General features: G+C 73.1%; 10 protein-coding genes. 2 read left to right on the top strand and 8 right to left on the bottom strand.

Annotated features, from left to right (window positions below):
* Positions 1-3,393: a pyruvate carboxylase gene (locus AC1DQF_RS01805; RefSeq protein WP_477523496.1), complete on the bottom strand. Its 3,393-nt coding sequence runs from the start codon at positions 3,391-3,393 to the stop codon at positions 1-3.
* 94 nt (positions 3,394-3,487) lie between these two features.
* On the opposite strand from AC1DQF_RS01805, the gene AC1DQF_RS01800 reads away from it, so the two are divergent.
* Entirely contained in the window at positions 3,488-4,450 is a 963-nt protein-coding gene (locus tag AC1DQF_RS01800; RefSeq protein ID WP_477523495.1) for an SGNH/GDSL hydrolase family protein, read from the top strand.
* A gap of 1 nt (position 4,451) precedes the next feature.
* On the opposite strand, the gene AC1DQF_RS01795 is transcribed toward AC1DQF_RS01800, so the two are convergent.
* On the bottom strand, positions 4,452-5,390 hold the full coding sequence (locus AC1DQF_RS01795) for an NAD-dependent epimerase/dehydratase family protein (protein ID WP_477523494.1): 939 nt from the start codon (positions 5,388-5,390) through the stop codon (positions 4,452-4,454).
* Positions 5,391-5,512: 122 nt separating this feature from the next.
* Between AC1DQF_RS01795 and AC1DQF_RS01790 the strand changes: the two genes are divergently transcribed.
* Complete coding sequence (locus AC1DQF_RS01790) at positions 5,513-6,220, top strand: TetR/AcrR family transcriptional regulator (protein ID WP_477523493.1); 708 nt, start codon at positions 5,513-5,515, stop codon at positions 6,218-6,220.
* Positions 6,221-6,226: 6 nt separating this feature from the next.
* Here AC1DQF_RS01790 and AC1DQF_RS01785 read toward each other — a convergent pair whose 3' ends face one another.
* The 6 genes from AC1DQF_RS01785 to AC1DQF_RS01760 form a co-directional block, all read right to left on the bottom strand.
* The gene (locus tag AC1DQF_RS01785; protein ID WP_477523492.1) at positions 6,227-7,921 is read right to left on the bottom strand and encodes an FAD-binding dehydrogenase; all 1,695 of its coding nucleotides are present in this window, start codon (positions 7,919-7,921) and stop codon (positions 6,227-6,229) included.
* Entirely contained in the window at positions 7,918-8,541 is a 624-nt protein-coding gene (locus AC1DQF_RS01780; RefSeq protein ID WP_477523491.1) for a TetR/AcrR family transcriptional regulator, read from the bottom strand. Before AC1DQF_RS01780 ends, AC1DQF_RS01785 begins: the two co-directional genes overlap by 4 nt.
* A 64-nt stretch (positions 8,542-8,605) precedes the next feature.
* Positions 8,606-10,393: an acetyl/propionyl/methylcrotonyl-CoA carboxylase subunit alpha gene (locus AC1DQF_RS01775; protein WP_477523490.1), complete on the bottom strand. Its 1,788-nt coding sequence runs from the start codon at positions 10,391-10,393 to the stop codon at positions 8,606-8,608.
* Between the two features lie 74 nt (positions 10,394-10,467).
* Positions 10,468-11,523 (bottom strand): ABC transporter ATP-binding protein, encoded by a 1,056-nt coding sequence (locus AC1DQF_RS01770; protein ID WP_477523489.1) that lies wholly within the window; start codon positions 11,521-11,523, stop codon positions 10,468-10,470.
* The gene (locus tag AC1DQF_RS01765) at positions 11,520-12,965 is read right to left on the bottom strand and encodes an ABC transporter permease (protein WP_477523488.1); all 1,446 of its coding nucleotides are present in this window, start codon (positions 12,963-12,965) and stop codon (positions 11,520-11,522) included. Before AC1DQF_RS01765 ends, AC1DQF_RS01770 begins: the two co-directional genes overlap by 4 nt.
* An 80-nt stretch (positions 12,966-13,045) precedes the next feature.
* Positions 13,046-14,074 carry an iron ABC transporter substrate-binding protein gene (locus AC1DQF_RS01760; protein ID WP_477523487.1) on the bottom strand — a complete coding sequence of 343 codons (1,029 nt, stop codon included), beginning with the start codon at positions 14,072-14,074 and terminating at the stop codon, positions 13,046-13,048.
* Between the last annotated feature and the right edge of the window lie 83 nt (positions 14,075-14,157).

Below are 14,157 nucleotides of genomic sequence, written 5' to 3'. Positions count from 1 at the left end.
TCAGTCCTTGAGCACCAGCACCAGGTCGCCACCCTCGACGGCCTGGGTGCCCGGGACCGCGATCCGCTCCACGGTCCCGGCGCGCGGCGCGGTGATGGAGGCCTCCATCTTCATCGCCTCGATGGTCGCGACGGTCTGCCCGGCCTCGACGGTGTCGCCCTCGGCGACGCCGACCGTGACCACCCCGTCGAAGGGCGCCGCCACGTGGCCGCCGTGCGAGGCGTCGGCCTTCTCCGCGGCCGCCACCTCGGAGGCGACGTTGCGGTCGCGGACCCCGACCGGGCGCATCTGGCCGTTGAGCGTGCACATGACGGTGCGGATGCCGCGCTCGTCGGGATCGCTGATCGCCTCGAGGCCGATGAGCAGGCGCTTGCCCTCGTCGAGGTCGACGACGTGCTCCTGGCCGCGTCGCAGCCCGTAGAGGTAGTCGATGGTGGGCAGCACGGACAGGTCGCCGTACGTCTGCCGGGACTCCTTGAAGTCCTTCGTCGGCCCGGCGAAGAGCAGCTGGTTGAGGGTGTCGCGCCGCTCCCGCGACGAGCCCGAGGCGAGGCCGGCGGACTGCTCGGGGGTCAGGTCGGCGGTCGGCTTCCTCCACGTGCGACCGGCGAGCGCCTTGGTGCGGAAYGGCTCGGGCCAGCCACCGGGCGGGTCGCCGAGCTCGCCGTTGAGGAAGCCGATCACGGAGTCGGGGATGTCGAAGGAGCCCGGGTCGTCCTGGAACTCCTGCGGGTCGGCGCCGACCGCGACCAGGTGCAGGGCGAGGTCACCGACGACCTTGGACGACGGGGTCACCTTGACCACGTTGCCGAGGATGTCGTTGGCCGCGGCGTACATGTCCTCGACCTGCTCGAACTTCTCGCCGAGGCCGAGCGCGATCGCCTGCTGGCGCAGGTTGGAGAGCTGGCCGCCGGGGATCTCGTGGCGGTACACGCGACCGGTCGGGGCCGGCAGCCCGGACTCGAAGGGCGCGTAGACGCGGCGGGTCGCCTCCCAGTAGGGCTCGAGCGCGTTGATGCTGGCCAGCGACAGGCCAGTCTCGCGGGGGCCGTGGTCGGTGGCCGAGACCAGGGCGGAGAGCGGCGGCTGCGACGTCGTACCGGCCATCGAGGCGCAGGCGGCGTCGACGGCGTCGACGCCCGCGTCGATCGCCGCGACCAGGGTCGCGAGCTGCCCGCCCGGGGTGTCGTGGGTGTGCAGGTGGACCGGCAGGTCGAACTCCTCGCGCAGCGCGGTGACCAGGGTCCGGGCGGCCGGGACGCGCAGCAGCCCGGCCATGTCCTTGATCGCGAGCACGTGGGCGCCGGCGTCGACGATCCGGCGGGCCAGGTCGAGGTAGTAGTCGAGCGTGTAGAGGGTCTCGTCGGGGTCCGACAGGTCGCCCGTGTAGCAGAGCGCCACCTCGGCGACGGTCGTGCCGGTGGCGCGCACCGCCTCGATGGCCGGGCGCATCTGCTCGACGTCGTTGAGCGCGTCGAAGATGCGGAAGACGTCGATGCCGGTCTCGGCGGCCTCCGCGACGAAGGCCTCGGTCACCTCCGTCGGGTACGGCGTGTAGCCGACCGTGTTGCGACCGCGCAGCAGCATCTGGAGGCAGATGTTGGGCACCGCCTGGCGTAGCAGCGCCAGCCGCTCCCACGGGTCCTCGGACAGGAAGCGCAGCGCCACGTCGTACGTCGCCCCGCCCCACGCCTCGAGGGACCACAGCTCGGGGGTCGTGCGGGCCACGTGGCCGGCGACGCTGAGCAGGTCGCGGGTGCGCACCCGGGTGGCGAGCAGGGACTGGTGGGCGTCGCGGAAGGTCGTGTCGGTGACGGCCACCCGGTCCTGGGCCCGGAGGGCGCGGGCGAACTCCTCGGGCCCGACCTGCAGCAGGTGCTGCCGGCTGCCGTCCGGGGCGGGTACGTCGAGGCTCACGGCCGGCAGCTTGGTCACCGGGTCGACCGTCACCGGTGCCGGGCCGTGCGGCTGGTTGACGGTGACGTCGGCGAGGTAGGTCAGCAGCTTGGAGCCGCGGTCGCCCGAGGCGCGCGCCGAGAGGAGCTGGGGGTGGTCCTCGATGAAGCCCGTGGTGAGCCGACCGGCGGCGAAGTCGGGGTCGTCGAGCACGGCCTGCAGGAACGCGATGTTGGTGGAGACGCCGCGGATGCGGAACTCCGCGACGGCGCGGCGGGCCCGCTCGACGGCCTTGTCGAAGGTCCGGCCCCGGCAGGTGAGCTTGGCCAGCATCGAGTCGAAGTGGGCGCTGACCTCGGCGCCGGTGTAGGTCGTGCCGCCGTCGATGCGCACGCCGGCGCCACCGGGGGAGCGGTAGGTCGTGATCTTGCCGGTGTCGGGGCGGAAGCCGTTGGCGGGGTCCTCGGTCGTGATGCGGCACTGCAGGGCGGCGCCGCGGACCACGATGCCCTCCTGCGAGAGGCCGAGGTCGGCCAGCGTCTCGCCGGAGGCGATCCTCATCTGCGACTGGACGAGGTCGACGTCGGTGATCTCCTCGGTGACCGTGTGCTCGACCTGGATGCGCGGGTTCATCTCGATGAAGACGTAGTTGCCGGCGGGGTCGAGCAGGAACTCGACCGTGCCCGCGTTGCGGTAGCCGATCTCGCGGGCGAAGCGGACCGCGTCGGCGCACATCCGGTCCCGCAGCTCGGCGGGGAGGTTGGGCGCGGGCGCGATCTCGACGACCTTCTGGTGCCGGCGCTGGACCGAGCAGTCGCGCTCGAAGAGGTGGATGACGTTGCCCTCGCCGTCGGCCAGGATCTGCACCTCGATGTGGCGCGGGTCGACGACCGCCTGCTCGATGAAGACGGTCGGGTCGCCGAAGGCGCCCTCGGCCTCCCGCATGCAGGTCTCGATGGCCACGCGCAGCTGGGCGCGGTCGTCCACGCGCCGCATGCCCCGACCGCCGCCGCCGGCGACGGCCTTGACGAAGAGCGGAGCCGGGATGGACTCGGCGGCCGCGACCAGGGCCTCGACGTCGGTGGACGGGTCGACCGACGTCAGGGTGGGCACGCCGGCCGCCCGGGCGGCGGCGATCGCGCGGGCCTTGTTGCCGGTCAGGGTGAGCACGTCGGCCGTAGGGCCGATGAAGGTGATGCCGGCGTTGGCGCACGCCTCGGCCAGGGCGGGGTTCTCGGACAGGAACCCGTAGCCCGGGTAGACCGCGTCCGCGCCGGCCCGCAGGGCCACGGCCACGATCGCGTCGGGGTCGAGGTAGGCCCGCACCGGGTGGCCGTGCTCCCCGATCTCGTAGGCCTCGTCGGCCTTGAGCCGGTGCTCGGACCAGCGGTCCTCGTGCGCGAAGACCGCGACCGTGCGCGCCCCGGTCTCGTACGCCGCACGGAACGCCCGGATCGCGATCTCGCCGCGGTTGGCCACCAGCACCTTGGAGAACATGGCGGCACGCTATCGAGTACGCCGTCCGGGTGGCCGTTACCGGTCCGTAGGACGGGCACGCAGGGCCTCACCACGCCGGTGACATGATCGTCCGGTGCTCCTGTCCTCCCTCTCGCCACGACTGCTCGCGGGCCTCGCCGCGCTCGTCCTCACCGCCACCGCCTGCTCCGGGGCCGACGGCTCCGCCGACCTCACGGACGCCGCGGCGCCGACCTTCGGGGACCTGCCGGAGCAGATCGACTACGTCGCGATGGGTGACTCCTACAGCGCCGGTCCGCTGATCACCACCGTGCGCTCGGACCCGTCGGGGTGCGTGCGCTCGACCGACAACTACCCGGCCTTCCTGGCCGGCTGGCTCTCGGTGGAGTCCTACCGCGACGTGACCTGCTCGGCGGCCGACACCTCCGACCTGGCCGGGAGCCAGCAGGTCATCGGCGGCGCCAGCGTCGCGCCCCAGCTCGACGCGTTGTCGGAGGACACCGACCTGGTGACGCTGGGCATCGGTGGCAACGACTTCGGGATCTTCTCCTCGCTCGTCGACTGCGCGCCCGGTGGGGCGCAGGCCTGCCCGCCCGGCCTGCAGCAGCGTCTGCTCCGCGACGCCGGCCGGGTCCGGGCGCGGGTCGCCGGGGCCGTGCGCCAGGTCTCCGAGCGCGCCCCCGATGCGGAGGTCTACGTCGTCGGCTACCCGCAGGTGCTGCCCGCCGAGGACGGCTGCGAGGCGGTGCCGCTGCCGCCCGCACAGCTCGAGACCGCCGCGACCGTGGCCCAGCGCCTCAACGACTCGCTGCGCACGGGTGCCGAGGCGGCCGGAGCGACGTACGTCGACCTCGAGGAGGTCTCCGCGGGCCACGACGTCTGCGCCGGACCCGAGGCGTGGATCAACGGCCCCGAGGCACTACCGGGCGTGGCGGCGCCCTTCCACCCCCTGCTCGCCGGCATGCGTGGCGTGGCCGACGAGGTCTTCCGCACGGTCACCGGCGACACGGCTCCCGACACCGAGACGGCGTCACCCCCGCGCGACGCGGTGGTCCGCAACGAGGTCGCGGCAGGCTGAGTCAGCCGTCGGTCCCGACGGTGCGCCACCAGGCGACGGTCTCCTTCATGCCCGTGCCGAGCGGCGTGGGCGCGAGGCCGAGCCACTCCTGGCTCCGTGACGAGTCGAGGACGAACGGTGCCGTGAACATGTACGACGTCTCCGCCAGCTCGCGGGACTCGCGCGACACCGTCCCCACCGCCCGCAGCGCCCAGGCGGGGATCGCCGACATCCGCGGGACGGGGACACCGCCCGCCTCCGCCACCAGCTCGACGAGCTCGCGCTGGGTGACAGGGGGAGCCGTGGGGGCGTGCAGGAACGAGCCCCACAGGTCCGGCGTGGCCGCGGCGCGGACCATCGCGGCCGCGAGGTCGGGCACGTAGGTGAAGGAGTGCGGCTGGTCGAGGCTGCCGAGCACCCGCATGGTCCGTCCGGCGAGCACCGTCGGCACCAGCCGCTCGCCCGCGTGGGCGTTGCGGACGAGCGGACCGTAGAAGTCCGACGCGGCCACGCTCACCGTGGGGGTCTCCGACGCGGCCCGCTGGGCCAGCAGCTCCGTGCGCACGCCGAGCTTGCCGGTGGTGGCGGCGCGGGGGGAGTCCTCGGTGAGGGGGCCGTCCACCGGCCCGTAGGAGTAGAGGCTCTCGGGGAACACCACCACGGCCCCGGCGCGCCCGGCGGCGGCCAGGACGTGACGCTCGGCGACGGGGAGCTCGGCCGCCCAGGTGCGGGCGTCGTACCGCGAGCCGTGGATGCAGTGGTGGACCGCGACCGCTCCGGCGAAGGCCTCGTCGAGCTGCTCTGGGCGGGAGACGTCGACGCGCCGGCGCTCGACGAGGGGGTGGTCCGGTCCGCTGCCGGAGCGGGTGAGCAGTCGCACCTGCTGGCCCGACTCGGCGAGCTGCAGCGCGACGGTCGAGCCGACGGGACCGGCTCCGGTGACGACGTGGATGGCGTTCATGGTGACTCCTGGGTTGAGAGAGCGGTGCTCTCGTTACGTCCAGCATGCGCTCGCCGCGCGCATATAGCAAGAGCACTGCTCACTTCGAGTACGCATGCTCGCTCATGTGGCATGCTCGGCACATGAGCGACGCCACCACGCCGAGGGCCCGGGCACGCGAGCAGACGATGCGCGACATCGTCCGGATCGGCCGCAGCCACCTCGCCACCGACGGCGCGGCCGCGCTCTCGCTGCGAGCGGTGGCCCGCGACCTCGGGGTCGTGTCGTCGGCGGTCTACCGCTACGTCGGCAGCCGGGACGAGCTCCTCACCCTCCTCGTCGTCGACGGGTACGACGAGCTGGGCGACGCCGTGGACGCCGCCCTCGAGCGCGTGGACCGGGCCGACCACGACGGCCGGATGCGGGCGATCGGCCGGGCGGTGCGGGCCTGGGCGCTGGCCGAGCCGGCGACGTACGCCCTGCTCTTCGGCAGCCCGGTGCCCGGCTACGCGGCTCCCGCGGAGCAGACGACCGGCCCGGGCACGCGCGTCATCACCCGGCTCGTCGAGGTGTGGGAGGACGCCTGGCGGGCGGGCGCGACCGCCGTCGACGACACGTCGGTCTCGCCGAGGCGGCTGTCGCGGGACCTGGCCCGGCTGCGTCGCGAGATGGGCCTCACTGCCCCCGACGAGCTCGTCGCGCGCGGGCTGTTCGCGTGGGCGGCGCTGTTCGGGTGCGTGTCGTGGGAGGTGTTCGGCCAGTACGGCGCGGACACCCTCGGCCGGCCGCAGGACCTCTTCGAGCACCACCTGGGGGTGCTCGCCGGGACCGTGGGGCTGGACGGCGGCTGACGCTCCTCAGCGCGCCAGYGACCGGCCGACAGCCCGGCCGCTGAAGATGCAGCCGCCCAGGAAGGTCCCCTCCAGCGCGTTGTGGCCGTGCACCCCGCCGCCGCCGAACCCGGCGACCTCGCCGGCGGCGTACAGGCCGGGGACCGGTCGTCCGGCCCCGTCGAGGCACCGGCCCTCGAGGTCGGTCTCCAGCCCGCCGAGGGTCTTGCGGGAGAGGATGTTGAGCCGGACCGCGATGAGCGGACCGTGCGCGGGGTCGAGGATCTTGTGGGGCTTGGCGACCCGGATCAGCTTGTCGGTGCGGCTGCGCCGGGCGTTGTGGATCGCCATGACCTGGATGTCCTTGGTGAAGGCGTTGTCCATCTCGCGGTCGCGCGCGACGATGTGGCGCTCGATCTCCGCGACGTCGAGCGCCGGGCCCCGGGCGATCGCGTTCATCCCGGCGACCAGCTCCTCGAGGGTGTCGGCCACGACGAAGTCCTCGCCGTGCTCCTTGAACGCCTCGACCGGGCCGGGGGCGCCCTTGGCGAGCCGGGTCTTCGCCAGGAACGTCAGGTCCTTGCCGGTGATGTCGGGGTTCTGCTCGGAGCCGGAGAGGGCGAACTCCTTCTCGATGATCGACTGGGTCAGCACGAACCAGGAGTAGTCGTGCCCGGCGGCCAGGATCTGCTTCATCGCGCCGATCGAGTCCGCGCCGGGCACGCCCGACATCCCCTCGAGGCGCCGACCCTCCGCGTCGAACCACATCGATGACGGGCCGGGCAGGATCCGGATGGCGTGGTCGGGCCAGACCGGGTCCCAGTTGTGGATGCCCTCGACGTAGGCCCACATCCGGTCCCGGTTGACCATGGTGGCGCCGGCCGCCTCGGAGATGGCCTGCATCCGACCGTCCACATGGGCGGGGACGCCGCTGATCATGTGCGTGGGCGCCGGGCCGACGCGCGCGGTCGGCCAGCTGCGGCGCATCAGCGCGTGGTTGTGGCCGATCCCACCACTCGTGACGACGATCGCGCCGGCCTCCAGTGCGAAGTCGCCCGCGGGCTCCCGTCCGGACGCCACACCGCGCGCGGAGTCGTCCGGGGCCAGGACCGTGCCGCGTACGCCGACGACCGCGCCGTCGCGGACGACCAGCTCGTCGACCTGGTGGCGGAACGCGAACCGCACCAGGCCGGCGGCCTCGGCCGCGAGCACGGGCTCGGCGAAGACGCGGACGACCTCGGGGCCGGTGCCCCAGGTGAGGTGGAAGCGCGGGACGGAGTTGCCGTGGCCCGTGGCGCGCCCGTCCCCTCGTTCGGCCCAGCCGACGAACGGCAGGGACCGGAGGCCGAGGGCGCGCAGGTAGTCGCGCTTCTCCTCGTGGGCGAACCGCACGTAGGCCTCCGCCCACCTCCGCGGCCAGTGGTCCTCCCCGCGGCCGGGGCCGCCGGTGCCGTCGCCGAGCCGGTCGAACTGGGCGCTGCCCAGCCAGTCCTGCAGGGCGAGCTCCGGGGAGTCCTTGATCCCCATCCGGCGCTGCTCGGGTGAGTCGACGAACAACAGTCCGCCGAGGGACCACCAGGCCTGGCCGCCGAGGTTGTGCCGGTTCTCCTGGTCGAGCACCAGCACCCGACGCCCGGCGAGGGCGAGCTCATGGGTGGCGACGAGGCCGGCGAGGCCGGCGCCGACGACGATGACGTCGGGCTCGAAGGGGGTCTGGGTCACGGGGTCTCCTCGGTGGCGGGGTGGCGGTCGACGATCAGGTGGGCCAGCAGCACCAGGGAGCGCTCGACGGTGCGACCGGGCGGTGTGGACGGGTCGGGGTCGAGGGCCGAGAAGGCCAGCCCGTCGAGGAAGTTGACGACGATGCTGAGCACCGCGGGCAGGTCCTGCGGCGGCAGGAGGTCGCCCCACAGGTCGGTGGCCGCCGCGAGCATCTGCTCCTGGAGTCCCTCGCGGGCCGGGAGCAGCGCGAGCCGCAGCCCCGGGTCGGCCCGGGCCGCCACGAGCAGCTCGCGCCACGTCTGGTTGGCGGGGGAGAGGACCACCGCGCGCAGGTGCCCCAGCACGGCGGCGACGGCCCCGACGTCCGGGGTCGGATCTGCCAGGCCGCGGAAGGCGGCCACGTTGCGCTCGGCCACCGCCTCGGCGGTGGCGACCAGGAGGTCCTGGCGGGTGGGGAAGTGCCGGAACAGTGCACCCTGGCTCACGCCTGCCGCCGCGGCCACGGCGGAGGTGGTCGTCGCGGCGTACCCGCGCGTCGCCAGGCAGTCGACGGTGGCGTCGAGGAGACGCGTGATGGTCGCGTCGCGACGTTCGGCCTGCGTCCGACGAGGGGTGGTCACCACCCGAGTGTCACATAAAAAGTGAGCACTCGCTATCTATGGACCGCGGGTCGACCGCCGCGCGTCAGTCCTTCAGCTCGCAGATGACCGCGCCGTTGGTGACCGTGGCGCCGACCTCGGCCTGGAGGCCGGTGACGGTCCCGGACTTGTGGGCCTTGAGCGGCTGCTCCATCTTCATGGCCTCCATGACCACCACGACGTCGCCCTCGGCGACCTCCTGGCCCTCGGTGACGGCGACCTTGACGATGGTGCCCTGCATGGGGCTGGTCACCGCGTCGCCCGACGCGGCGCCGCCGGCCTTCTTGGCCGCCCGCTTCGGCTTCTTGGCGGCACCGTTGCCTCCGCCCGTCGAGAGTCCGCCGAGGCCCGCGGGGAGCACGACCTCGAGACGGCGCCCRCCGACCTCGACGGTGACCCGCTGGCGCTCGCCGGGCTCGTCGGCCTCGGCGTGGCCACCGGCGTACGGCTCGATCTGGTTGTCGAAGTCGGTCTCGATCCAGGTCGTGTAGACGGTGAACTCGCCCTCGCCGGACGGCGTCGAGGCACCGACGTACGCCGGGTCGCTCACCACGGCCTGGTGGAAGGGGATGACCGTGGGCATGCCGTCGACGACGAACTCGGCCAGCGCACGACGCGAGCGCTCGAGCGCCTGGGTGCGGTCGCGGCCGGTGACGATGAGCTTGGCGACGAGGGAGTCGAAGGAGCCGGGGATGGTCTCGCCCTCGAGGTAGCCGCCGTCGACGCGGACGCCCGGGCCGCTCGGCGGGGCCCACGTGGAGAGCGTGCCGGGGGCGGGCATGAAGTTGCGGCCGCCGTCCTCGGCGTTGATGCGGAACTCGATGGAGTGGCCGCGGATCTCGGGGTCGTCGTAGCCGAGCTCCTCGCCGGCAGCGATGCGGAACATCTCGCGGACCAGGTCGATGCCGGTGACCTCCTCGGAGACCGGGTGCTCGACCTGGAGGCGGGTGTTGACCTCGAGGAAGGAGATGGTGCCGTCCTTGGCCACGAGGAACTCGCAGGTGCCGGCGCCGACGTAGCCGGCCTCCTTGAGGATGGCCTTGGACGACTCGTAGAGCCGGGTCAGCTGGTCCTCGCTGAGGAACGGCGCGGGCGCCTCCTCCACGAGCTTCTGGTGGCGGCGCTGCAGCGAGCAGTCGCGGGTCGAGACCACGACGACGTTGCCGTGCTGGTCGGCGAGGCACTGGGTCTCGACGTGGCGGGGCTGGTCGAGGAACTTCTCCACGAAGCACTCGCCGCGACCGAAGGCGGTGACCGCCTCGCGGACCGCGGAGTCGAAGGCGTCGGCGACCTCGGAGAGCTCCTTGGCGACCTTGAGGCCGCGACCGCCGCCACCGAAGGCGGCCTTGATCGCGATCGGCAGGCCGTGCTCCTCGGCGAAGGCGACGGCCTCGTCGGCGTTGGCGAGCGGGTCCTTGGTGCCGGGCGCGAGCGGGGCGCCGACCTTCTCCGCGATGTGGCGGGCCTTGACCTTGTCACCGAGGTTCTCGATGGCCTCTGGCGGCGGGCCGATCCAGATGAGGCCGGCGTCGATCACGGCGCGCGCGAAGTCGGCGTTCTCGGCGAGGAAGCCGTAGCCGGGGTGGACCGAGTCGGCGCCGGACTTCTGCGCCACCGCGACGATCTTGGCGATGTCGAGGTAGGACTCCGCCGGGGTGGACCCCTCGAGCGAGTGGGCCTCGTCGGCGAGCTTGACGAAGAGGGCGTCACGGTCGGGGTCCGCGTAGACGGCCACGCTCCCGATGCCGGCGTCCTTGCAGGCGCGGATGACGCGCACTGCGATCTCACCACGGTTGGCGATGAGGACCTTCTGCAATCCCTGATGATCAGCCACGGAACACTCCAAGTCTGCTGCCTGCGATGCCGCGGGCACACTATCGCCCCCGTCCCGCGGCGCCGACCGAGGTCTCAGTCGCGGACCGGGGCGGGGTAGGCGTGCACGGTCCCGCGCACGCCGATCCTCACCATCTCGCCGGCCGCGGGCGCGGTCGGCCCCGAGACCCGGGCCACCAGGGCCGCACCGCCGACACTGAGCCGGATCGCCGCGTCGTGCCCGTAGAAGCTCACCTCGTCGACGCGCGCCTGGACCCCGTCGGGATCGAGGACGACCTGGTCGGGGCGGATCACCAGCACCAGGTCGTCGGCCGACGCCGGGTGCGTCAGCGTGACGTCGCCGAGCGCGCACGTGGCCGCGACGCCCTGGCCAGCGTGGCCCGGCAGCGAGGTGGCGCCGCCGACGAAGCGGGCCAGCTCGGGGTCGTGCGGCGCGAGGTAGACGTCGGCGGGGGAGCCGGCCTGGATGAGCCGTCCCTCGCGCAGGACCGCGACCTGGTCGGAGAGGGAGAGCGCCTCGGACTGGTCGTGGGTGACGAGCAGCCCGGTGGCCTGCGCGGCCCGGAGGGCCCGGGCCACGGCGCGTCCGGTCGACTCGCGCAGCGACGCGTCGAGCGAGGAGAACGGCTCGTCGAGGAGGACGACGGTGGGACCCGGGGCGAGGGCGCGGGCCAGGGCGACGCGCTGCTGCTGGCCCCCGGACAGCTCGTGCGGGGCCCGGCCGCGGAAGGCACGCGGGAGCTCGACGAGATCCAGCATCTCGTCGATCCGCGCACCGGCGGCGCGCTCGCCTCGGGGCAGGCCGAAGCCGATGTTTCCGGCCACGTCGAGGTGCGGGAAGAGCGCGCCCTCCTGCGGGACGTAGCCCACCCGGCGATCCTGCGGGGGCGTCGGCCGACCGGCGCCGGCCACGACGTGGTCGTCGAAGGCGATGGTGCCCGCGTCGGGGGTCAGGAACCCGGCGATGAGCCGCAGCAGGGTCGTCTTGCCGCAGCCGCTCGGCCCCAGCACGGCGGTGAGCGAGCCGTGCGGCACGTGCAGGCTGACGTCGTCGACCGCGAGGGTCGCCTCCTGTCCGGAGCCTGTCGACGGGAAGGACTTGCTCACCCCCGTCACCGTCAGTGCGCTCATGGGTGCAGTCTCTCCTGCCGCATGAGCAGCACCGTCGCGGGCACCGAGATGAGAACGAGGAGCAGGGCGTACGGCGCCGCCGCGCCGTACCGCAGCTCCGAGGACGCCGACCAGAACTCGGTCGCCAGGGTCCGGGTGCCGATGGGGCTCAGCATCAGGGTGGCCGTGAGCTCGGTGGAGATGGCGAGGAAGACGAGCGCGGCGCCGGCGCCCAGGCTCGGCCCGATCAGCGGCAGCGTGACCCGGCGCGCGGTCGCGATCGGCCCGGTGCCCAGGCTCTGGGCGACGTGGTCGAGCACGACGGGGGCCTGCTCCAGGCCGGAGCGCACCGAGACCACGGCGCGGGGCAGGAAGAGGATCGCGTAGGCCACGACCAGCAGCAGGGCGGTCTGGTAGACAGCGGGCACCAGCCGCAGGCTCGCCACCACCAGCGCGAGGCCGACCACGATGCCGGGCAGGGCGTTGGCGACGTACGTGCTGCGCTCGACGAGGGTGGTGAGCCGGCCGCGGTAGCGCACCGCCAGCCACGCCACCGGCACCGCCGCCAGCGTCGTGGCCAGCGCGCCGAGCGCGGCGAGGACGATGGTCGAGCCGGTCGCGGAGAGCAGCTCGTCGAGCGGGAACTCGGTGGAGGTGCCGACGGCCAGCCAGTGCAGCAGGGCGTACGTCGGCACGCCGAGCGCGAGCACGACCAGCCCGGTGACGAGGAGCAGGAGCGGCCACCGCAGGCCGCGCAGCGCGATGGGCTCGGAGAGCCTCGCCGCGCCCTGGCCGACCCGGGCGTAGTGCCGGGTGCCCCGCAGGCGCAGCTCGGCGAGCAGCAGGAACAGGCACAGGAGCACCAGGACGGCGGCCATCGCGGTCGCGGCGGAGCCGTTGAAGGTGGAGCCGTACTGGTCGTAGATGGCGGTGGTGAAGGTCGGGAACCGGAGCAGCGCCAGTGCGCCGAACTCGGACAGCAGGTGCAGCCCGACCAGGAGCGTGCCGCCCAGCAGGGCCGGACGCAGCTGGGGCAGGACCACCCGGGCGAACGTCTGCCACCGGGTGTGGCCGAGCGACCACGAGGCCTCCTCCAGCGCGGGGTCGAGGCCGCGCAGCGCCGCCACGGCGGGCAGGTAGACGAGCGGGTAGTAGGACAGTGTCACCACCAGCCAGGCGCCGCCGAAGCCGTGGATCGACCGGTCCAGCGACACCCACGCGTAGCCGTTGACGAAGGCCGGCACCGCCAGCGGGGCGACGAGCAGCCCGTGCCACCACCGGCGGCCGGGCAGGTCGGTGCGCTCCACGAGGAAGGCCAACGCCACGCCCAGCGCCGCGGTGGCGACCATGGTGACCGCGGCCAGGCTGACGGTGTTGCGGAGCAGGTCCAGGATCCGCGGCCGGACGACGAGGTCCCAGAGCTCCGCCGGACCGATGATGACGGTGTACGTCGCGACGTACACCAGTGGAATCAGCGCGAGCAGCGCGACGCCCACCCCTGCCGCGAGCAGCAGGGGTGGGGTCGCGGTGCGGGTGCCCGTGCTCAGAGCAGACCGGCCTCGGTCATCAGCTCGGTCACCTTCGGACCGTTGAGGCTGGCGACGTCGACGGTCGGGGGCTCGAGCTCGTCGAAGGGCTTCACGTCCCGGTTGAGCTGGGCGTCCGGGTTGAGGGGGTACTCCAGCGCGTAGGACTCGGCCATGGCCTGCTGGGCGGTCGTGGAGGTCAGCCACTCGACGAACTCTCCGGCCGCCTCGGCGTGCTCCGAGCTCTTCAAGATGCCGGCGCCCGAGACGGACAGGAACGCGCCCGGGTCCTGGTTGCCGAAGAAGTACAGCTCGGAGTTGTCCGAGTCGGTGCCGTTCTCCTCGCGGTCGCGGTACCAGTAGTAGTGGTAGGCGATGCCGGCGTCGATCTCGCCCTCGTCGGCCGCCTGCATGACGACCAGGTTGTTCTGGAGCACGACGCCGTTGGCCGCGAGGCCCTCGAGCCAGGTGCGGGTCGCGTCCTCGCCCTCGAGCTCGAGCACCGCCGACACGATGGCCTGGAAGTCGGCGCCGGTGGGCGAGAAGCCCACACGCCCCTTCCACTCGGGGTCGGCGAAGTCGAGGATGCTCTTCGGCAGGTCGGCCTCGGTGACGTTGTCGGTGTTGTACATGACCACGGTGGAGCGGGCCAGGAAGCCGGTCCAGGTGCCCGAGCTGGGGACGTACTGGGCGGGGATGTTGTCGAGCGCGGCCTGCGGGACCGGGGCGAAGAGCCCGGCGTTGTCGACGATGCTCATCGCGGGGGAGTTCTCGGTGAGGAAGACGTCGGCGGGGGAGTCACCGCCCTCCTCGACGATCTGGTTCGCCATCTCGAGGTCGCTGCCGCTGCGCAGCTCGACGTCGAGGCCCGACTCCTCCTCGAAGATCGGCACGATCTCGTCGAGGAGCTCCTCGTGCTGGGCGTTGTAGATCACCAGGTCGGGCGGGTTGATGATGCTGCAGGCGCCCAGGGGCGCGACCAGCAGCGCGGCGACGGTGGCGCCGGCCCATCGACGGGTGGCGCGGCGCAGGGGGGAGGTCGGCATCGCAGGAGGGTCCTCGCGGATCGGATCACGGTCGGGGGAGATTGATTAGGGTCGGCTTACCTTAGTCGACCGGCTCGCGTCAT

The organism is Nocardioides sp. P4_G4 (assembly GCF_056401085.1).
This window is presented reverse-complemented; position numbering and strand designations above follow the sequence as displayed.